The sequence below is a fragment of the Brevibacillus sp. HB1.4B genome (assembly GCF_013284285.1).
GTDB lineage: Bacteria > Bacillota > Bacilli > Brevibacillales > Brevibacillaceae > Brevibacillus > Brevibacillus porteri.
On sequence record NZ_JABSUT010000016.1, the window covers coordinates 39,874 to 58,368 of the forward strand.

20 protein-coding genes are annotated in these 18,495 nt (G+C 46.8%); 8 read left to right on the forward strand and 12 right to left on the reverse strand.

The annotated features are described in order from the left end of the window. Positions 1-51: 51 nt before the first annotated feature. The 4 genes from HP398_RS28150 to HP398_RS28165 form a co-directional block, all read right to left on the reverse strand. Positions 52-822 carry a Cof-type HAD-IIB family hydrolase gene (locus tag HP398_RS28150; RefSeq protein ID WP_173624267.1) on the reverse strand — a complete coding sequence of 257 codons (771 nt, stop codon included), beginning with the start codon at positions 820-822 and terminating at the stop codon, positions 52-54. A 110-nt stretch (positions 823-932) separates the two neighbouring features. Beyond that, positions 933-2,048: an ABC transporter ATP-binding protein gene (locus HP398_RS28155; RefSeq protein WP_017247792.1), complete on the reverse strand. Its 1,116-nt coding sequence runs from the start codon at positions 2,046-2,048 to the stop codon at positions 933-935. A 112-nt stretch (positions 2,049-2,160) separates the two neighbouring features. Further along, a complete protein-coding gene (locus tag HP398_RS28160) occupies positions 2,161-3,168 on the reverse strand; it encodes a PucR family transcriptional regulator (RefSeq protein ID WP_106836675.1) in 1,008 nt (335 codons plus the stop codon). Between the two features lie 42 nt (positions 3,169-3,210). Beyond that, positions 3,211-4,110: a metallophosphoesterase gene (locus HP398_RS28165; protein ID WP_173624287.1), complete on the reverse strand. Its 900-nt coding sequence runs from the start codon at positions 4,108-4,110 to the stop codon at positions 3,211-3,213. 160 nt (positions 4,111-4,270) lie between these two features. On the opposite strand from HP398_RS28165, the gene acsA reads away from it, so the two are divergent. Then, positions 4,271-5,986, forward strand: a complete 1,716-nt coding sequence (acsA, locus tag HP398_RS28170) for an acetate--CoA ligase (RefSeq protein ID WP_173624268.1) — start codon at positions 4,271-4,273, stop codon at positions 5,984-5,986. A gap of 49 nt (positions 5,987-6,035) precedes the next feature. Here acsA and HP398_RS28175 read toward each other — a convergent pair whose 3' ends face one another. The 3 genes from HP398_RS28175 to HP398_RS28185 form a co-directional block, all read right to left on the reverse strand. Continuing rightward, complete coding sequence (locus HP398_RS28175; protein ID WP_173624269.1) at positions 6,036-7,049, reverse strand: cation diffusion facilitator family transporter; 1,014 nt, start codon at positions 7,047-7,049, stop codon at positions 6,036-6,038. A 29-nt stretch (positions 7,050-7,078) separates the two neighbouring features. After that, positions 7,079-8,119 carry a flavin-containing monooxygenase gene (locus HP398_RS28180; RefSeq protein ID WP_173624270.1) on the reverse strand — a complete coding sequence of 347 codons (1,041 nt, stop codon included), beginning with the start codon at positions 8,117-8,119 and terminating at the stop codon, positions 7,079-7,081. A gap of 142 nt (positions 8,120-8,261) precedes the next feature. Next, a complete protein-coding gene (locus HP398_RS28185; protein WP_173624271.1) occupies positions 8,262-8,651 on the reverse strand; it encodes an ArsR/SmtB family transcription factor in 390 nt (129 codons plus the stop codon). A gap of 255 nt (positions 8,652-8,906) precedes the next feature. On the opposite strand from HP398_RS28185, the gene HP398_RS28190 reads away from it, so the two are divergent. The 3 genes from HP398_RS28190 to HP398_RS28200 are packed head-to-tail and all read left to right on the forward strand — an operon-like array spanning position 8,907 to position 11,300. Beyond that, positions 8,907-9,833, forward strand: coding sequence for a permease (locus tag HP398_RS28190; protein ID WP_483297076.1), 927 nt, complete (start codon positions 8,907-8,909; stop codon positions 9,831-9,833). A gap of 10 nt (positions 9,834-9,843) precedes the next feature. Next, a complete protein-coding gene (locus HP398_RS28195; RefSeq protein WP_173624272.1) occupies positions 9,844-10,830 on the forward strand; it encodes a TIGR03943 family putative permease subunit in 987 nt (328 codons plus the stop codon). Positions 10,831-10,847: 17 nt separating this feature from the next. Beyond that, positions 10,848-11,300 carry a GNAT family N-acetyltransferase gene (locus HP398_RS28200; protein ID WP_173624273.1) on the forward strand — a complete coding sequence of 151 codons (453 nt, stop codon included), beginning with the start codon at positions 10,848-10,850 and terminating at the stop codon, positions 11,298-11,300. Positions 11,301-11,417: 117 nt separating this feature from the next. Here HP398_RS28200 and HP398_RS28205 read toward each other — a convergent pair whose 3' ends face one another. From HP398_RS28205 to HP398_RS28215, 3 genes are all read right to left on the reverse strand, one after another. Next, positions 11,418-11,822 (reverse strand): SET domain-containing protein, encoded by a 405-nt coding sequence (locus HP398_RS28205; RefSeq protein WP_017247802.1) that lies wholly within the window; start codon positions 11,820-11,822, stop codon positions 11,418-11,420. Between the two features lie 81 nt (positions 11,823-11,903). After that, entirely contained in the window at positions 11,904-12,551 is a 648-nt protein-coding gene (locus HP398_RS28210) for a response regulator (RefSeq protein WP_007724217.1), read from the reverse strand. Continuing rightward, positions 12,548-13,354, reverse strand: a complete 807-nt coding sequence (locus HP398_RS28215; protein WP_173624274.1) for a sensor histidine kinase — start codon at positions 13,352-13,354, stop codon at positions 12,548-12,550. The genes HP398_RS28210 and HP398_RS28215 overlap by 4 nt, the downstream gene beginning before the upstream one ends. 107 nt (positions 13,355-13,461) lie before the next feature. Between HP398_RS28215 and thiD the strand changes: the two genes are divergently transcribed. Further along, positions 13,462-14,256, forward strand: a complete 795-nt coding sequence (gene thiD, locus HP398_RS28220; RefSeq protein ID WP_173624275.1) for a bifunctional hydroxymethylpyrimidine kinase/phosphomethylpyrimidine kinase — start codon at positions 13,462-13,464, stop codon at positions 14,254-14,256. 67 nt (positions 14,257-14,323) lie between these two features. Here thiD and HP398_RS28225 read toward each other — a convergent pair whose 3' ends face one another. Next, positions 14,324-15,619 (reverse strand): DUF4179 domain-containing protein, encoded by a 1,296-nt coding sequence (locus HP398_RS28225; RefSeq protein WP_254476423.1) that lies wholly within the window; start codon positions 15,617-15,619, stop codon positions 14,324-14,326. 41 nt (positions 15,620-15,660) lie between these two features. Then, positions 15,661-16,185 carry a sigma-70 family RNA polymerase sigma factor gene (locus HP398_RS28230; RefSeq protein WP_026043006.1) on the reverse strand — a complete coding sequence of 175 codons (525 nt, stop codon included), beginning with the start codon at positions 16,183-16,185 and terminating at the stop codon, positions 15,661-15,663. Positions 16,186-16,311: 126 nt separating this feature from the next. Between HP398_RS28230 and HP398_RS28235 the strand changes: the two genes are divergently transcribed. The 3 genes from HP398_RS28235 (at position 16,312) to HP398_RS28245 (ending at position 18,483) form a co-directional block, all read left to right on the forward strand. After that, complete coding sequence (locus tag HP398_RS28235) at positions 16,312-16,539, forward strand: hypothetical protein (protein ID WP_017247807.1); 228 nt, start codon at positions 16,312-16,314, stop codon at positions 16,537-16,539. Positions 16,540-16,612: 73 nt separating this feature from the next. After that, a complete protein-coding gene (gene splB, locus HP398_RS28240) occupies positions 16,613-17,686 on the forward strand; it encodes a spore photoproduct lyase (protein WP_017247808.1) in 1,074 nt (357 codons plus the stop codon). A 155-nt stretch (positions 17,687-17,841) separates the two neighbouring features. Beyond that, a complete protein-coding gene (locus HP398_RS28245) occupies positions 17,842-18,483 on the forward strand; it encodes a deoxynucleoside kinase (protein WP_026043007.1) in 642 nt (213 codons plus the stop codon). The last annotated feature ends 12 nt before the right edge of the window (positions 18,484-18,495 follow it).

The window sequence follows — 18,495 nt, forward strand, 5'->3', positions numbered from 1 at the left end:
CGTGCACATGAAGGGAGTGATTATGAAGGAAATAGCTTACAGTTAACGTGTCTAGATTAAACCAAGCTTTGCTAAGCCATGTTGGATGCCACTATCGTTTACGTGGCGCGTAATCATATTGGCGAACGGCTTCAGCTCTTCATGAGCATTACCCATCGCTACCCCCATGCCAACATAGGAGAGCATCTCTTTGTCGTTCAATCCGTCTCCAAACGCAACAGCATCCGCAGGAGTTAGTCCCAAATGTTTTAAGACGGCTTCAATTCCTTTTGCCTTGGAGCCATTTGGGGGCAAAATATCCATGCAGTGTTCATGCCAACGAATGTAAGAGACGTCATGGAATTCACCCGTATATCTCGATTCATCAGCGCCACAGTAAAGAAATGCTTGATAAATCGGCGTTTGCTCCCAATAGCGATGGCGATATGCCGGGGATTCCAGTCGCAACCAATCAAAAGACTCGATGATATGTGGGTGGTCCATGGCATTGGCATAGCAGTGATCTGCGCTCAAAAATACCATGGGATGGGAATGACCCTCAGCCATTTGTTCGAGCTTTGCCAATGTATCTGTAGCAATTGGCGTGTGATGGATGATCTTCCCTTCGCTCTTCACATACGACCCGTTAAAGCCCACGAATGTCTCAATGCCAAGCTGTTCAGCGATTGGCATCAAATGATAAGGAGCTCGGCCGGTTGCGATCGCGACATGGACACCGTTTTGTTTTAATGTTTGTACGGCGTCCACCGTTGTTTGTGGAATGATGTGATCGGTGTTCAGTAAGGTTCCGTCAATGTCAAAAAAGACGATTTGATAAGCCACTTCTTATCCGCTCCTCTCCACGCTACCTCTAGTTGTTCTCTCTATAAAAGGTTTTGCACAAAAAAATAGGAAAAGGAATGCCGGATGGGACACTCCTTCTCATATCGCTATTAGAATACAGCTACTTCTGTCTCGCTGTCAAACACATGACATTTGGCAAGATCCATCGCTAGTTTTACCTTCATCTTTGGTTTTAGCGCTTCACGAGAATCCACGCGCGCTACCATCTGGGTATCCCCGATATTGTGGAAATAGACGTACAATTCGGAACCCATGTTTTCTACGACTTCAACTTCTGCTTCCAGCGAACTCTCAAATGGATTTGCTTCCATAAAAGAAGCATCGCTGTAAATGTCCTCAGGGCGAATACCAAAAATAACCTGCTTGTTAACATAACCTTTTTCCCGTAAAGTCTTTGCTTTATCTTCTGGGAAGCGTACATGAATATTTTGCGCATCAAAATAGAGTGCGCCGTCTTTCTCGGAAAGATTCCCTTTCACAAAGTTCATCGCAGGCGAGCCGATGAAGCTCGCTACAAACAGATTGACTGGATGATTGTAGATTTCAGTCGGGGTTGCCACTTGTTGGATAAGGCCGTCCTTCATGACGACGATCCGGTCTCCCATGGTCATGGCTTCTGTTTGATCGTGCGTCACATAAATGATCGTGGTATTCAAGCGTTGATGCAGTTTCAAAATTTCCGTGCGCATTTGTACACGCAGCTTCGCATCGAGGTTGGACAACGGTTCATCCATCAAAAATACTTGCGGTTCCCGTACGATCGCGCGACCCAATGCGACACGCTGTCTTTGTCCCCCTGACAGCGCTTTTGGCTTGCGGTCTAGCAAATGCGAAATATCGAGGATTCGAGCTGCATCTTGAATTCGCTTATCAATATCGGATTTGGAGAATTTGCGCAATTTTAGGCCGAAAGCCATATTCTCGTATACATTCATATGCGGATAGAGTGCATAGCTTTGAAAAACCATGGCGATGTCGCGATCTTTGGGAGCCACATCGTTGACACGGCGATCGCCTATGTATAAATCACCTTCCGAAATCTCTTCCAGACCTGCAATCATGCGCAGCGTGGTAGATTTTCCACAACCAGATGGTCCGACTAGCACGAGGAATTCGCGATCTTGAATTTCCAAGTGAAAATCGTCAACTGCCGTAACGTTGTTTCCATATCGTTTATAAATGTGGGAAAGACTTACCTTTGCCATGAAAAAGGCACCTCCTCGGGTTTGTGAAGAGAGCAAATTCTTTGATGACTGTAAGGATAGGGTACCAATTCACTTGCAAGCTGGATACGGACATTATATACAAAATGTTTTGTTAATTTTGACGAAAGAGAAGGTAGAGCTGAAGCATGACGGCATCAGGAAACAATCGCGGGTCTAATCCGGTTTGTTCCGTCAGCTTGTCCAATCGATACAACAGGGTATTCCGGTGAAGGAAAAGCTGCCGTGCTGTATCGCTTACATTCAATTGTCTGGCGAACAACGTATCTAATGTTTCCAATTGTTCATCTGTCATGTGCGGAATGGTTATGGCAGCGGCCAGCTCGTTGGCGATAGCGGCTGCTATTTCTTTTGGGAGAGAAGCTGCCCATCGTTCTAACGGATAAGACCAGTCCCCAGCGACCATCATTTGTGGTCGATAGGATTGAAGGGCACGGGCGAGTGATAATTGCCGTAAAAGAGTGTCGCCCAATGCAAGTGGACTCGTGAGTGGCGATCCGACAACAAGGCGAACGGACTCCATCCATTCCATCGAAATGAGATCATGCAGGCCTGATGCCCACTCCAAAAGTTCTGAAGCCATTTTTTGATGATCGAGCATGGAGACAGGGACGATGAGAAGGGCATGTGTTTGCGTCAACGGAATGAAATCAGGTAATCCTTCAAAAAAATCATGCAACAAGGGCTGCAAGGAATCCCATTCTCCCTTGCGATCCGGTCTGCATCGCTCTAATAAAAAGGAGACGCGCGCTTCTTTCCACGGCCATTTTGCTTCCAGTTGAGCAGGGATTGCAACAGGAGAGCCAGAGACAATGCCCAAGAGCCAATTGGATATCTGTTTTGGGAGGGGAAGCGTTGCTGGATCATCCACATGAGGAAAAATCAGATCCAACAACGCTCGGGCTGAAGTATGCCATGATGCCGTTTCGATAAGGATCAATGTCATCACACCGTTACTCGAATGGAGGGCTACTTGCTCCCAGCCATTTTTTAGCCAATCCTGCTGGGCTTGTGCTGTTTCTATTTGTGAGACTTGTACATATTCGATAGGTAAATTTGTCGCTTGTCGGATGTGCTCGACATCTCTCTTCCATTTTTCCACAAGGTGACCCCCATCTCGACACGAAAGTAAGGCTATTATACCTTAGTCGAGGGCGAGCGTGGCAGCTGTTTCTTGTAGAGCAACAGCTGGAGCGGCCATCTCGTTGAATGGAGCATCACTGCCCAATACATGCAACGTAATCTCGGGACGGGAACGCAGACGGATGTTTGCCCCTGTTTGCCCCAGGCCCTCACTGATGTAAAAGGGTCGACCATCCATCTCGTGAAGACCTTTCACGATATTCAGCTTAGGCAGTTTCCCCATCGTTGCGAGATGAAAGGGGCGAGGCCAATGGATCTGTCCTCCGTGAAAATGCCCTGACAACAAATAATCGTAAGCATACTCTTTCATGCGCAAAACGATATTAGGATCATGTGTTAAGACGAGCCTTGCTCCTGTCTCGGGTACACCGAAGAAAGACTTGGCCAGGTTGCTATGGCGCGTGCTGAAATCATCCACACCTATAATGTGCAGGGGCTGCCCCTTGTGATAGACAGTTTCATTTTCGTTAATAAGAACACGACAGCCAATACGTTCTAACTCTGATTTCAACTGTGCGAGCTTGAAAGGGGTAAGAACATAGTCGTGATTGCCAAAAACTACAAAAATTCCGAGTGCTGGCTGTAATTGCTGGAGGCATTGTACAAAAGCAACTGCCTTCGGAATGTTTATTTCACGGTCAAGCAAGTCACCAGTAATAGCAATCAGGTCTACCTGTCGCTGCGAAAAGTCAGCGACAATGCGCTGGGGCAGTACAGATAAGTTTTCCATGTGCAAATCAGACAAATGTAAGATGGAAACCGGCTCAAACTCATGCGGTTGTTGAAGGTGCCGGGATTTTTGTAAGGGTATCGCTACTTCTTTTATTTGAACATCAAATGTATTGCGATAGGCTCGAAAAAGCAACAAGGCGATAGCCCCAAGTAACATAAGCCAGAACATCATGGACAGCCATCTCCTTTGCAGTAGAGTACCGTCATTATACAAGAAAATGTTCGAAATCGAATAAGTAGGTTCTGGTAGGAGGAATTACTCGAAAAGTGTAGAAATATTATGAATGTTGTGTAGTGAGAAAAACGATGTTGAGTGGGAGAGTGAAGACATGAACGTGGAGAAAATTCCAGCAACGGAAGGCTCTTATAATCTGGAAAATTATGACGAAACATATGCGAGTTTTGATTGGTCGGATGTGGAGAAGCAATTCTCTTGGTATGAGACTGGGAAAGTGAACATGGTGTACGAAGCCATTGATCGACATCTCGCTACTGATCGGAAAGACAAAATCGCTTTGATGTACAGTAATGCGACGAGAGACGAGACTTATACTTTCGCGCAATTAAGCGAGTTATCCAATAAATTCGGAAATGTTTTGCGGAATCTGGGCATTGCGAAAGGGGACCGCGTATTCGTCTTTATGCCGCGTTCGCCCGAGCTTTATGTAAGCGTTTTAGGCACGATTAAGGTTGGTGCAATCGTAGGGCCGCTGTTCGAAGCGTTCATGGAAGCGGCTGTGCGTGATCGTTTGGAAAATAGCGAAGCCGTTGCGATTGTTACGACACCTGCACTCTTGCCACGCATTCCAGTAAGCGACCTGCCTGCATTAAAACACGTGATTGTTGTAGGGGCAGAAGAGGAGCTAAAAGAAGGTCACATCAGCTTTGAAAAAGCAATGGAAGAAGCCTCCACCGAGCTGGAAATCGAATGGGTTGATCGTGAGGATGGAATGATCCTGCATTACACCTCAGGCTCAACGGGCAAGCCAAAGGGTGTTCTGCATGTTCACAATGCCATGATCCAGCACTACCAAACTGGAAAATGGATTCTCGACTTGCAAGAGGATGATATTTATTGGTGCACAGCAGATCCAGGCTGGGTAACGGGTACTTCTTACGGCATTTTTTCTCCTTGGTTGAATGGAGCAACGATTGTCGTACGTGGCGGACGTTTTACTCCCGAAGACTGGTATAAAGTCATTGAGAAAAACAAAGTATCCATTTGGTTCAGTGCTCCGACTACGTTCCGCATGTTCATGGGGGCAGGGGATGAACTCGTCAAGCAATTTGACTTATCCAGTCTGCGTCACGTCCTGAGCGTTGGCGAACCACTCAATCCTGAAGTCGTTCACTGGGGTATGCGCGTATTCAATCAACGCATTCACGACAACTGGTGGATGACGGAAACAGGTGCGCAGCTGATTTCTAACTATCGCTGTATGGCGATCAAGCCTGGATCGATGGGTAAGCCGTTCCCAGGTATTTATGCAGCGATTATTGACGACCGTGGAAATGAGCTGCCACCGAATCGAATGGGGAATCTGGCTATCCGTACAGGTTGGCCATCCATGATGAGACAAATCTGGAACAACCCAGCGAAGTACGAAGAATACTTCAGCATCCCAGGCTGGTACGTGTCCGGGGATTCTGCATACAAGGATGAAGAAGGTTACTTCTGGTTCCAAGGCCGTATTGATGATGTGATCAATACTTCCGGTGAGCGAGTCGGTCCGTTTGAAGTAGAGAGCAAGCTCGTGGAGCATCCAGCAGTAGCGGAAGCAGGCGTCATTGGCAAACCAGATCCGGTACGTGGTGAGATTATCAAAGCGTTCATCTCGCTGCGAGCTGGCTATGAGCCAAGTGAAGCGTTGATGGATGAAATTCGCAAGTTTGTGAAAGAGGGGCTGGCTGCACATGCTGCTCCTCGTGAAATCGAATTCCGCGACAAGTTGCCAAAAACGCGTTCCGGAAAAATCATGCGCCGCGTCTTGAAAGCATGGGAATTAGGTCTACCGACGGGTGACCTGTCTACCATGGAAGATTAATCACAAGAAAACCCATCTCTCGAAAATGTCGGGAGATGGGTTTTTTTTGTTAGGAATGGCTATGTTGTTTATGATCATGCGCATGGTCGTGATCATGGTCATGGTTATGATCGTGGTTATGATCGTGGGAATCGGCTGTTGCCTGGCAATGTAAGTCACCGTGTGTAGTAGACGAGTTCTCAATCTGGATGGTAGCGTGTGTAATGCCGAATTCTTTTTCCATAAGGGCAAGCGCGTCATTTAACACAAGGTAGCTAGGCAAATCGTCCTCGACAACCAGATGGCAGGTCAGGGAATCAAATCCGGAAGTAACCGTCCAAATATGGAGGTCATGCACTTTGATAACTCCAGGCAGCTGACTGAGTCGCTCTTCTACTTTTGTCGTATCCAGCCGTGAAGGAGCGCCTTCCAGCAAAATATTGACGGATTCTTTCGTTACGCGCCATGCGCTCAGCATGATCAGGACTGCAACGACGATACTGATGATCGGGTCGGCAATGTACCAGTCAAAAGCCCACATCAGGATACCACCGACGATTGCACCGACAGAACCGAGAAGATCGCCGAGAACATGGAGATAGGCACTGCGTACATTGACGTTGTTCTTGGTGTCGCCACGCATGAGTACAAGGGCTGCCGCAATATTTGCCAAAAGACCTACGCTGGCGATGATGATCATGGAGCCGCTGGCAACCTCAGGCGGATTCCACATGCGTTGGAACCCTTCCCAGAAAATGAACAAGGAAATCAGTACAAGTGTCACACCATTGGTCAGTGCTGCCAAGATTTCAAAGCGTTTCATCCCGAAGGTTCTCTTGGCAGAAGGTGGCCGTGCAGCGAAATGAACCGCGATCAAGCTCAACAGAAGCGCTAATGCATCGCTTAACATATGCCCAGCATCAGAGAGTAACGCCAAACTATTGGTGAGGAAGCCCCCGATGGTTTCTACAACCAAAAATACAGCAATGATGAGGAAAGAAATGAGAAGAGCTCGTTTACTGGCTCCTTTTCCGTGGTGATGGTGATCGTGACCATCTCCATGATCGTGATGATGAAAGCCCATGATTGTGTCCTCCTTATCAAACGAATGATTTATAGATGCTCTGCTAAATAAAGCGCGTCATTCCCGACACCGCCCATAAGCGCTGATCCTCTTGTATGCTGCCAGGGTAGCCCGAGAAAGGATAGACCAGGAACTTTTGTTATCCCTCGTTGATGAATTGGTCGGCCATCGGAATCGAGCACGTTTGGAACGTTTAACCAATCGTAGTTCGGTCGAAAACCGGTAGCCCACAAAATGTTGTTGAACGTTGCTTTTGTTCCATCTGCAAAAGTAGCGGTATTTCCGTTCATCTGTACAGCTCGTGAAACCAATCGCAATGCTCCGATTCTGGACAATTCTTGGACCTGCTTTTTGTAACCGAATATCGGATCAGGTGATTGACTCAATTTTTGTCCAAGCCAGGTGGAGCGGGGGACATCAAGTAACCCGAATGCCCTCATGTAATCAAATATAGGTTTTCCAAAAATGAAGAGCGGCAAGTAAGAACGTGATTCTCCTTGAGAAAAAACAACGGGTCGATGAGCGGCAAGCTCTACTGCAATTTGAGCCCCAGAGTTGCCACTGCCCACGACGAGGACAGGACCGTCAAGGAGCTGGCTTTCATTTTTGTACTGCGCGGTGTGCCATTGACGAATGCTCGGGTCCAAGCTGTTTGCAATAGCCGGGATATAGGGTGTATGAAAGGGACCCGTAGCAATAACTACCTGGTTCGCGAAGAGCAAGCTGTCTCGTGTCCGAACCTGAAATCTAGATCCGGCACGGCTAAGTTCCAAAACAGTTGTTCCTAGCGTGATTGGCAATTCGAAATGTTTTGCGTACATTTCCAGATAGTCTGCTGCATCGTCTTTGTTTGGGAGTGTATGCGGCTTTCCTGGGAAAGCGAGACCAGGTAGATGATTATGTTTGCGTGGCGTGAAAAGCACGAGTGAATCGTACCGCTGCCGCCAACTATCACCGATCCTTTTGTTTTGCTCCAAGATGACAAAACGGCGATTTTTACGTTTAAGTGCATATCCGAGAGCAAGTCCTGCCTGCCCTCCTCCAATTACGATGACGTCATAGTCGTTCATGATTTGGGCCTTCTTTCGGTAAGGATTAACTAAATCATACCATATTCATTATTATATTCAAGTAATTATTTGAATGTTATTTTGAACATCAGCAAAAAAAGGCCGCCACTCATAGTGACGGACCTGCGTGTAGCCAGTGAATTTACGGTTTTGACTGCTTCAATTCGGCAGCATGCTCAATTCCACACATGATTAAATGACGGACATGATTATCATCGAGCGAGTAATAGACGAGCTTGCCATTTTTGCGGTACCGGGCCAGACCCATATTTTTTAACAAGCGCAGATGGTGAGAGGTATTAGGGATCGAACTATTGATGGTTGCTGCGACATCACAAACGCATAGCTCTCCTTCTAGAGCCAGCGCGTAAATGATTTTTGCTCGCGTATCGTCTGCGAGAGCCTTAAAGAGAGGAGCGACACCTTCCGTCTCCATCATTCTGGGGCGAAGCCTGTTTACTTTTTCTTCATCGATCGTCTGTACTTCACAAACCTCTAAATCAGTGGGAATGCGCTGAATGTCTTCGCTCATTTCATTCACCCCGACCCGTTCCATTTTTCACCATTATAAGACGGATACAGAGGGAAGGGAAGGCTGTACAACCTGTCCATTTTGCAAAAAAAAGTAAAAGGACAAGAAGGAAATATAGATGTCTATATATAAATAGGAATGATACCTATTTGCAAATGGAGAGGAGAGAACTCCCACTTGATTCTGAAGATTCGCCAGTTCCTCGTTGAAATAATCGGGGCGCTCCTGCTTGGACTAAGTGTCGTTTGGTTAACAATGGGCAGAGACAGCAGCTTGTTTTCCGGTTGGAGCATAGAGTGGTCCCCATTGTGGCTTGATGTGAAAACCTTTTTCCTTAGTATTTGGCTGGAAGCAATCCCGTTTGTCCTCTTGGGTGTATTCTTTTCTGCCTTTATCCAAACGTTTGTAACGGAAGAGCAGGTGAGGCGCTGGACACCGAAGCATCCGCTCGTGGCCCTGCCGTTTGCCGGGTTACTCGGGTTTTTATTCCCTGTATGTGAATGTGCCATTATCCCTGTGGTTCGTCGCTTGATCCAAAAAGGGATGCCGCTGTCAGTCGGGATTGTTTTCTTACTGGCGGGACCGATTGTGAATCCCGTAGTTTTGTCATCGACCTATGTCGCTTTCGCCCGTCAGCCGGAAATGGCTCTCTACCGGGGCGTTGCGGGATTCGTCGTTGCTCTCATTGTGGGCATGCTTGTCTTCCTGTTTGTCAAAAAAAATCCGATACGGCTCGGCATGGAATCACAAATCAATCATGAAGCCGACCATGTAAAAACGACGGGTGGCAAGCTGTCCTCGACATTTGCCCACGCGGTAGACGAATTTTTTGACATGGGAAAATATTTGTTGTTTGGTGCGTTTATCAGTGCGCTTTTACAGGTGTACATCAGCCGGGATACACTCATGGACATCGGTCAAACGCCGCTCACCTCCAATTTAGTCATGATGGGGATGGCGTATTTGTTTTCGCTTTGTTCAGAGGCAGATGCGTTTATTGCTGCTTCCTTTGCCAATACGTTTTCAAGCAGCTCGTTGCTCGCATTTCTGGTTTTCGGGCCCATGCTCGATTTAAAAACGACGCTGATGCTATTTGGAACGTTTCGATTTGGTTTTGTTGTCAAGCTGGTCGTGGCTATTACGCTTTTAGTCATTTGCATCACCATGCTCATGCCGATGTAAGGAGGAAAATATGGATCAGAACAAATTGAAGCGTCATCATATCATGCGCAGTCTGATATTAGCGGGCATTACAGCGTTGTTGGCCTATTTGATCCTGTCGGAAACGCTCAGTCACTATCTCGCACCGCGATTACACATGTTTAGCTATGTCACGCTCGTCATCATGGGCCTTTTGACAATTGTCAGCATTCGGCAAATTTTTGTAGGTAGTAGTGTGTACGATTGCGATTGTGAGGAGCAGCATAAAGTTCCGCGTACACCTATGGGCTCCTTTTTGGTTTACAGCTTGTTTGTACTCCCAATCGTGATGGGATTTGTCATGCCGGATAAAATTCTTGGCAGTGATGTAGCGGAGAAGCGGGGAATCACACTTCTCAGCAACGATGTACGAAAGCTGGCGGATGTTACGGCAAACGCGAATGCGACAGAGAATGTGGAGCAAACAGCAGAGGTAAAAAAGGATGCCGATCCAATCGTAGAACCACAGCCAGAGGATACCAATCAAGGAGCAACACCCCCAGTGCAAGCGACAAGCGACGAACAATTGCGGCAGCGATTCTCAAACGGGGGATTTGGTGACTTTTACGCGGATATCGCCGTCTTTTTACATAAACAGCCAGTGATTGAACTGAATGACAAAGTGTTCCTGGATGGACTCACCACGATGGAGCTGTATGCAAAAGAATTTGCTGGAAAAGAGCTTGAGACGATGGGCTTTGTATATCGGCAGCCTGATTTTACGAAGCAACAGTTTGTCGTGGCGCGTTTTTCCGTCACCTGCTGTACAGCAGATTCCAGTGTGTATGGTGTTTTGGTGGAAAAGGAGGACGCGAACAAATGGGCAAAAGACAGCTGGGTAAAAGTTCGCGGCAAGCTCGAGCTGCGTCAAGTAGACGGATACGACATGCTCGTTCTCAAAGCCTCTCAGGTTGAAGCCGTCTCTGCACCGAAAGATCCTTATGTGTATTATAGCTTTGAATCAGTACCAGGCAGTTAAAAGTGGGGGAAACCAAAATGATCGTGCGACTAGATTTACAGGATGAACAAACGGTACAAAAACTTTGGAACATGCAGCAAAGAGCCTATCGTATAGAGGCAGAGCTAATTGGTACGGAAGATATTCCACCCCTGAAAGAATCGGTAGAACAACTGAGGATATGTGGAGAAACGTTTTATGGCTACATAGAGGAAGGCGAGATGGCAGGGGCAGTTTCTTTTTTGATCGAGGGAGAAACGTTGGATATTCATCGAATGATTGTAGATCCTGTTCATTTTCGCAAGGGAATCGCGAGTCAATTGCTTGCCTCTGTCCACGAGCATGATTGCAGCAAGCTAGTCGTCGCGACTGGTTCCATGAATGAACCGGCCGTTCGGTTGTATGAAAGACATGGATTTACCTTGACCGTTCAAAAAGAAGTGAAGCCGGGTCTGCGGCTGTCTTTTTTCGAGAAGACACTTCGTCCATGAAAAGGCGAAAGCCCGCCCCGATAACATGGGAGAGATAGAGTTACACAAAACAACCCGGAGAACGGTCACTTTTTCAAGTGTCTGTTTCCGGGTTTTCATTCTTTTTAAAGCATACGCTTATTTGGTTTCATCTGTTTCTTTCTGTTGGTCTTCATAAAACCAGAGAGGATCATCGCAATCCTCATCACCATTGTAGTTGATTAAGATTTCTTCACCCGCTTGAATGTCTGTATACGCATAAAAATCAAACGTGTGGTTATCGAAGTTAATCTCATACGTGGCATTTGGCGTGTAGGAGTGGTTAAATAGCATGCCATAGCCTAACAAGAAAGCTGTATGATTGGCACCGTACTCAAATGCATAATCCGCGAGCAAGGTTTTCTCGATATGCTCATGCTCTTCGTTCAAATAGGGCAGCACGGGCGCTTCATGAATCAGGTCGCCTTTTCGGATATCTTGCGTTGCAAATACACCTCTATTTAATTCTCCATTGCTTAGTTTGGAGGTCTTGATTTCGATCATGCGGATCACCTGCATTTCTTAGGTCTGTGGAAAACGTATCTTTCTAAGGATGACAGTTGATCGAGCAGAAAGCAATGTTTTTTATTTGATGACCAAATGATGGCGAACCGCATAAGCAGCGAGCTGGACGCGATTAGCCAATTGCAGCTTCTCGAGAATGTTTTTTAAGTGGTTTTTCACCGTGTTTTCTGCGATGATCAGCGCTTCGCTTATTTCCCGATTCGTTTTTCCTGCTCCCACATACATGACAATCTCTCGCTCTCGCGGGGTCAGAACATCTGGTACCATTTCATCCGTCGCCTCTTCTTGACGGAAGCGGTACATGAGCCGGGTTGCCATTTCGCGTGTCAATTCACTGTCCTCGCCGAGCAAGGCATGCAAGTAGTTAATCCAGTCGTCAGGCTCTAAATTTTTCAGCAAGTAACCTTGGGCGCCGAACTGAATGGCCGTGATCAGGTCAGCAACGTCATCGGAGACGCTGAGAATGACGACTTTGATGTGCGGGTATGCTTTCTTGACCTCGCGGGTCGCTTCGAGTCCGCTCCATTTCGGCATGTTGATGTCCATGAGCACAAGGTCAGGTTGTATTTGTCCGCATAAGAGAAAAGCTTCCTCGCCATTTTGCGCTTCTCCGATGACTTCAAAAGAGGGATCGGGATCAAGCAGGCTGCGAATGGCCATACGAGCCATCGGGTGGTCGTCGGCGATCAATACACGGTATGCGTTCATTGTATTTTTCCTCCTGAATGAGAAGATAAGCGGATGATTGTACCGCCTGCCGGTCGTAACTGAATGTCGATGGATGCGTTCAACTGGCGCGCTCGCTCGCGCATCATGGACAAACCGTATTTTTTCGTATCGGGAGAAGGGTTGGAGATCCCAATGCCATCGTCCTCAACGGCGAGAACCCAGCCAGTTGTTTCATTCGTCGTGAGGTGAATCCACGAATGCTTGGACTGAGAGTGCTTGCGAATATTGGCAAAAGCTTCCTGAATGATCCCGAACAGTTGTACTTCTGCGGCGGGAGTAAAAAATCCGTCGTTGACATGCAATTCGCTGACAACGTCGATTCCAGATAAAGCGCTCCATTGCGCCAGCCATTTCTCAAGGCGTTGATCCAGACTGCCTTCTTCTGGCAATGAGCGCAAGTTAAAAATAGCTTGGCGTACATGATTGTCGATGGCAGAAACAGCGACCCGGGCATCGTCCAATTGTCCCTGCTTGAGCTTTACGTTGAGGAAGAACAGAGACTGCGCAATCCCGTCGTGCAATTCGCGGGCAAGGCGTTCCCGTTCTTCATAAACAGCGCGACGAGCTTGTTCCTCGACAATTCGTGCATTCATTTGTTTGAGGGTGTGAAACATCCAAGTGGCGAATAAAAAAGAGAGAAAGAGCGTTAAGAGGGTAATGTATACATTTCCCGCTTCCATAGACATGTAGGGGAGTAAAAAGTCATGACGGATGAATTCGAAGCCCCCGATGATAATGGTTGGAATGAGAAAGGTTAACCAATAAAAGATACGATATGACATGGAAGGTCCCCTTTTCATACAGTTGGCAAACATTCCTTTAGTATACCGAATGGGACGAGCGGATGGTATACTCAGGTGAGAAAAGGTGGAAAGCAGGAGGGAATATCATGAGCACGATTGCGAAAGCATTGACCATAGCGGGTTCAGATAGCGGTGGGGGAGCTGGGATTCAGGCAGACCTGAAAACCTTCCATCAACTCGGTGTGTACGGAATGAGTGCGATCACAGCAATCACGGCACAAAATACATTGGGTGTAGCAGGTGTTTATCCGTTGCCGACAGAGGCGGTTGCACAGCAAATGCATGAGGTGCTGCTTGATCTAGGCGCTGATGCGGCGAAAACGGGCATGCTGTTTAACGCTGATATTATTCGTGCTGTTGCGGAAGAGGTCAAAGCATTTGGCCTGAAAAAGCTGGTGGTAGACCCGGTAATGATTGCCAAGGGAGGGTCAAAGCTACTGCTGGATGAGGCAATCGTTGCATTGAAAAAAGAGTTGTTGCCTCTCGCGGAAGTCGTCACACCTAACTTGCCGGAAGCAGAATGCTTGACTGGAATGAGAATTGAAACGACGGAAGAGATGCGCGAAGGGGCGAAAGCGATACATGCGTTAGGCGCCCGCAATGTCCTAATGAAGGGTGGACATATGCAAGGGGACGTAGTCGTGGACATTTTGTTTGACGGTACAGCATTCCATGAACTGTCCCATGAGCGCATCCATACACGTCATACCCACGGAACAGGTTGTACATTCTCAGCGGCCCTTACAGCAGAGTTAGCAAAAAATACACCGCTCATCACTGCGGTTGAAAAAGCAAATCGCTTTATTTTCGAAGCAATTAAGACAGCTCCGCAAATAGGTGGCGGGCATGGGCCGACCAATCACTGGGCGGTTGTAGATTAATTCGGTGAACCCAAAAATGAATGCCCCACAGCGATGCCATACAAGCGGATCACTGATGGGGCATTTTTTATTTGATTTCTACAGAGAATGTACCTTGAAGTCGTTCAGGATAGCTGGACAAAGGAAAAGAATAGTGAGTAGGCGTGCCTTTGTTTGTTTTTCGTTTGAGTAGCACGGAATAGTTTTGGATGGATGCATCCTCTGTGGAATAGGTGCTTCCTTGCACATAATCATATTCATTTCCGCGGTTGTCCGTCATGTTATACCCAAGAGAGATATGAGAGTGATTATCTTGGGGCGGCACCTTTAAAGAGAAGTCCATGCCCACCACATCATCGACTTGACGCAGCGCCGTTAGTTTTAGGCGATCATCCGGTACTTCTGTGAGTGTACCTGTCTTCGCATCAATCACGATTTGCAATTGATCTTTGTCCAAAGCTCGAATGCCATCTGTTTTCAGGTAGAGCTTTTCTGGTTCCACAAAATAGATGCTCTCTAGATGGTATATCCTTCCGTTTTCTCCGTTATCACGAACAGGAACGCCATTCCCCCAAAAAGCAAACGTTTGCCCTTGTTCATCCTCAAGTCTTAATTTATCAAAATCAAAGACATGCTTTTTATTGGCCGGGTCAAATCGGATACTCACTTCTGTTTGTGTAGGAAAGACTGCAATTTGTTCAATCGTAAACCGCTGTCCGTCAACCGTGACTTCCTTCATCACCGGATACACTTTTTTCTCAAAAGTCTTGTACTTGCTTTTGTCGACCACAAAGTCAATCGATAGGGGAGTAGCTTGTTTGATATGATCGATTTCCAGCGTGACTTTTGCTGTCATTACATCAGGTATTTCGGTAGCTTCGTTGATGACAATATCAATACGGTTTCGGATCACAGGGTCTTCGCTGCCCATGCCGGACCAGGAAACACCGTGCTCCCACTCCTTTCCAGAGTGATCGAACAACTCGATTTTGTGAAGGGCTACTTCTTTATCAGGGAGATCATTCTTCAGTGTATAGAAGAGGAGCATCCGTTTTTCATCTGCTAATACCTGATCAATCGTAAAAGTGACACCCTCAAGTGAACCACTGGCGCCAATATTTTGGACAAGATTGTGTTCTGCTGCCTTTTGCAAGCCTTTATCATCCCGAAGAAACTCAACGATCTTCTCCATCCCTGGAATCGAGCTGACATAAGCGGCAACAGCAGGTGAAAGGCGAACGGAAAAAATAAACACGAAAATGAACAGACAAGCAACCAGACTAGAACCAATGCGAATCCACCGATTGCGGCTCCGATTTTGACGCAGCTCTTTTGCCTGTTCCATCCCATTCCGAATGTATTGATCAATCTCAGCGGGAATCATGAATGGACCCGCATTCTTTTTTTCATTCTCAAGCATAATGCTCACCAGCCTTTCCCGAGATCTTTGCGGAGTGCCCCCAAAGCTTTGTGTAGCCATGTTTTGATCGTGCCTTCCGGATGACCGAGTACCTCTGCAATATCGCGTATCGTCCGATCTTCAAAATATTTCAAAATAATGATGTGACGATAATTTGGATTGAGACGACCGAGAGCCTCTTCGATTTGAATACGCTCGACATTTTGATCATCCATAGGAATACTTGCACGACTTTCGACGTCCTCTTCCATGGGATCCAAGATGATCCGTTTTCGGCGCTTTTGCTCATCCAGACAAATATGAATAAGGATGCGAGTCAGCCATGTACGAAAATACGCAGGCTGTTTCAATCGTGCCAGCTTGAGATAGGAACGGCACGTCGCTTCCTGAATGGCCTCTAATGCATCTGTCTCGTTACGAAGAAAGGCGTAGGCGATTTTATACAGTTGTTCTTTATGAAGGCTGACGAGTTGAAAAAAGGCATCATCATCCCCATCTTTTGCGCATGAAACGAGCTGTTCCAGATTCACTTTTTCCCCTCCTCTAGCATTAGACGGCGCAGGTGCCAAAACGGTTTTCATTAATTGCCAGCCAAGCTGTTTTTTTGAACCAATCGCCTGTCCACTGCTTACTGTAAAAGAAAGAAGTGTGTAAGGATGGGGTGCAGGTGCATGTGGATCAAATGGGTTACGATTCATGAATCGTATGGCCTCCCGCGGATTGCTCAGGAATGTCGGCGTTATTTAGAAATGAAAGGAATTCGAGTCAGGCTTTTGTCCAGACAGACCAAAAAAGCAGGACATGTCTATACACTGCAAGTACCGCTCGCTCAACAGGAGCAAGCAAAGGCGCTGTTACGCGATTTTAAGAACACCCTAAAATAACGGGGCACAGCCATACTTCCCCTTACGTCCAGTCGAATGGCACGGGCATACTAGATGAAGGGGGATGATAGCTATGGGAACGACCCTTTTAGAAAGACCTGAAAAGACGGAGCAGAAAGGCAGCAAGCTGTTTGTTCCGGATTATATTTTCGTCGAGCCAAATGCACTGAACTATCCTCTTGGTCAAGAGCTGTATCGCCGTTTTCAAAAGGAAGGAATCCCGATGCAGATGACGACCAGCCATAATCAGGTCCGTGGCATCCCTGGGGATACAGAAGTAGAGAAATATCGGAATGCGAAGCGGACCTTGGTCATTGGGGTACGCAAAACATTGAAGTTCGAGACCTCCAAGCCTTCCGCAGAATATGCCATTCCTCTGGCTACGGGATGTGCTGCCCACTGTCACTATTGCTATTTGAACACAAATATCGGGACAAAGCCGTATGTTCGGGTGTACGTCAATACAGATGAGATTCTAGCGAAGGCCGAGAAGTACATCCAAGAACGCCCGGGTGAAATCACTCGTTTTGAGGCAGCCTGTACATCCGATCCGGTTAGTATTGAGCATCTTACGGGCAATCTGAAACGAGCGATTGAGTTTATGGGCCAGCAGGAGTTTGGGCGGCTGCGCTTCGTGACCAAGTTTCATCACGTGGATTCCTTGCTGGATGCTAAGCACAACAAGCATACCCGATTTCGCTTCAGCATGAATGCTGACTATGTCATCAAAAATTTCGAACCAGGCACCTCCAGCTTTGATCAGCGACTAGAGGCAGCAGGGAAGGTAGCCAAGGCCGGTTATCCACTCGGCTTTATTTTAGCGCCTTTGTATTGGTTTGACGGATGGGAAGCGGGGTATACCGATTTGCTGGAAAGACTGCGTTCGCAGTTGGTTCCCGAAGCGATGGAGGATTTGACGTTCGAGCTAATCCAGCACCGTTTTACCAAGATCGCTAAAAGCTTGATCCTCCAGCGCTATCCAAAAACGAAGTTGGAGATGAAGGAAGAGGAGCGCAAGTACAAATGGGGGAAATACGGGAAAGGGAAGTATGTCTATCCCGATATTCAAGCAAAGGCGTTGCAGGCCCATTTGGAAAGTGAAATTGCCCGACTGTTTCCGCAAGCTCGCGTTGAATATTTTACGTAAAAACAAGACTGCTCTTGATGAAGAGCAGTTTTTCTTTTAGCAAAAAAGAGTACCAAATGATACCAAACGACACGGTGTGAATGTTTTCGACAAACGCTTACATACATGCTACAATACGGAGTGCTCTCATTTTCTTGAAAGGAATCGAAGCATACATGAAGTCCATATTGATTACCGTTGAGGGACCTATTGGTATTGGGAAAACCTCTTTATCGCGGGAACTAAGCCGTGCATGCAACTTGCAGCTACTGGAAGAAATCGTCTACGAAAACCCGTTCCTGGGTAAATTTTATGAAAATATTGCCGAATGGAGCTTTCAACTCGAGATGTTTTTCCTCTGCAATCGTTACAAGCAGTTGCAGGATATTCATTCACAGTTCCTGAATCAAGGAATTTCCGTTGTTTCTGATTACAATATTTTCAAAAATACGATTTTTGCCAAACGAACGTTACAAGAAGATAACCTGCCAAAGTACCTCAAAATTTATGATATCCTAACAGAGGATTTGCCTCAGGCCCATTTGGTGATCTACATGACAGCTTCGATTGAGACCGTGATGAAGCGGATTGCGATGCGCGATCGCGAAATGGAGCGCAGCATGGATGTCACCTATATGGAGAACCTGATTGCTGATTACAACGAGTTTATGGAAGCGTTTGAAAAGCATCATCCGGATACGCCTGTCATCAAATTCGATTGTGACGATTTGGATTTCGTACATAGACCAGAAGATTTGAAGGTTGTACTGGATCGAATTGCACCACGGATTCAAGAGTTGATGGGACAAGAAGGTTAGGGAACAAAGGAA

Coding starts and splice junctions, on each gene's coding strand:
- HP398_RS28180 (WP_173624270.1), bottom strand. CDS start 8,119: ATGAACGACTATGACGTCATCGTAATTGGAGGAGGGCAGGCAGGACTT.
- splB (WP_017247808.1), top strand. CDS start 16,613: ATGGGAACGACCCTTTTAGAAAGACCTGAAAAGACGGAGCAGAAAGGC.
- acsA (WP_173624268.1), top strand. CDS start 4,271: ATGAACGTGGAGAAAATTCCAGCAACGGAAGGCTCTTATAATCTGGAA.
- HP398_RS28235 (WP_017247807.1), top strand. CDS start 16,312: ATGGGGTGCAGGTGCATGTGGATCAAATGGGTTACGATTCATGAATCG.
- HP398_RS28210 (WP_007724217.1), bottom strand. CDS start 12,551: ATGAACGCATACCGTGTATTGATCGCCGACGACCACCCGATGGCTCGT.
- HP398_RS28245 (WP_026043007.1), top strand. CDS start 17,842: ATGAAGTCCATATTGATTACCGTTGAGGGACCTATTGGTATTGGGAAA.
- HP398_RS28225 (WP_254476423.1), bottom strand. CDS start 15,619: ATGATTCCCGCTGAGATTGATCAATACATTCGGAATGGGATGGAACAG.
- HP398_RS28185 (WP_173624271.1), bottom strand. CDS start 8,651: ATGAGCGAAGACATTCAGCGCATTCCCACTGATTTAGAGGTTTGTGAA.
- HP398_RS28215 (WP_173624274.1), bottom strand. CDS start 13,354: ATGTCATATCGTATCTTTTATTGGTTAACCTTTCTCATTCCAACCATT.
- HP398_RS28155 (WP_017247792.1), bottom strand. CDS start 2,048: ATGGCAAAGGTAAGTCTTTCCCACATTTATAAACGATATGGAAACAAC.
- thiD (WP_173624275.1), top strand. CDS start 13,462: ATGAGCACGATTGCGAAAGCATTGACCATAGCGGGTTCAGATAGCGGT.
- HP398_RS28165 (WP_173624287.1), bottom strand. CDS start 4,110: ATGTTCTGGCTTATGTTACTTGGGGCTATCGCCTTGTTGCTTTTTCGA.
- HP398_RS28195 (WP_173624272.1), top strand. CDS start 9,844: ATGGATCAGAACAAATTGAAGCGTCATCATATCATGCGCAGTCTGATA.
- HP398_RS28175 (WP_173624269.1), bottom strand. CDS start 7,049: ATGGGCTTTCATCATCACGATCATGGAGATGGTCACGATCACCATCAC.
- HP398_RS28205 (WP_017247802.1), bottom strand. CDS start 11,822: ATGATCGAAATCAAGACCTCCAAACTAAGCAATGGAGAATTAAATAGA.
- HP398_RS28200 (WP_173624273.1), top strand. CDS start 10,848: ATGATCGTGCGACTAGATTTACAGGATGAACAAACGGTACAAAAACTT.
- HP398_RS28190 (WP_483297076.1), top strand. CDS start 8,907: ATGGGCAGAGACAGCAGCTTGTTTTCCGGTTGGAGCATAGAGTGGTCC.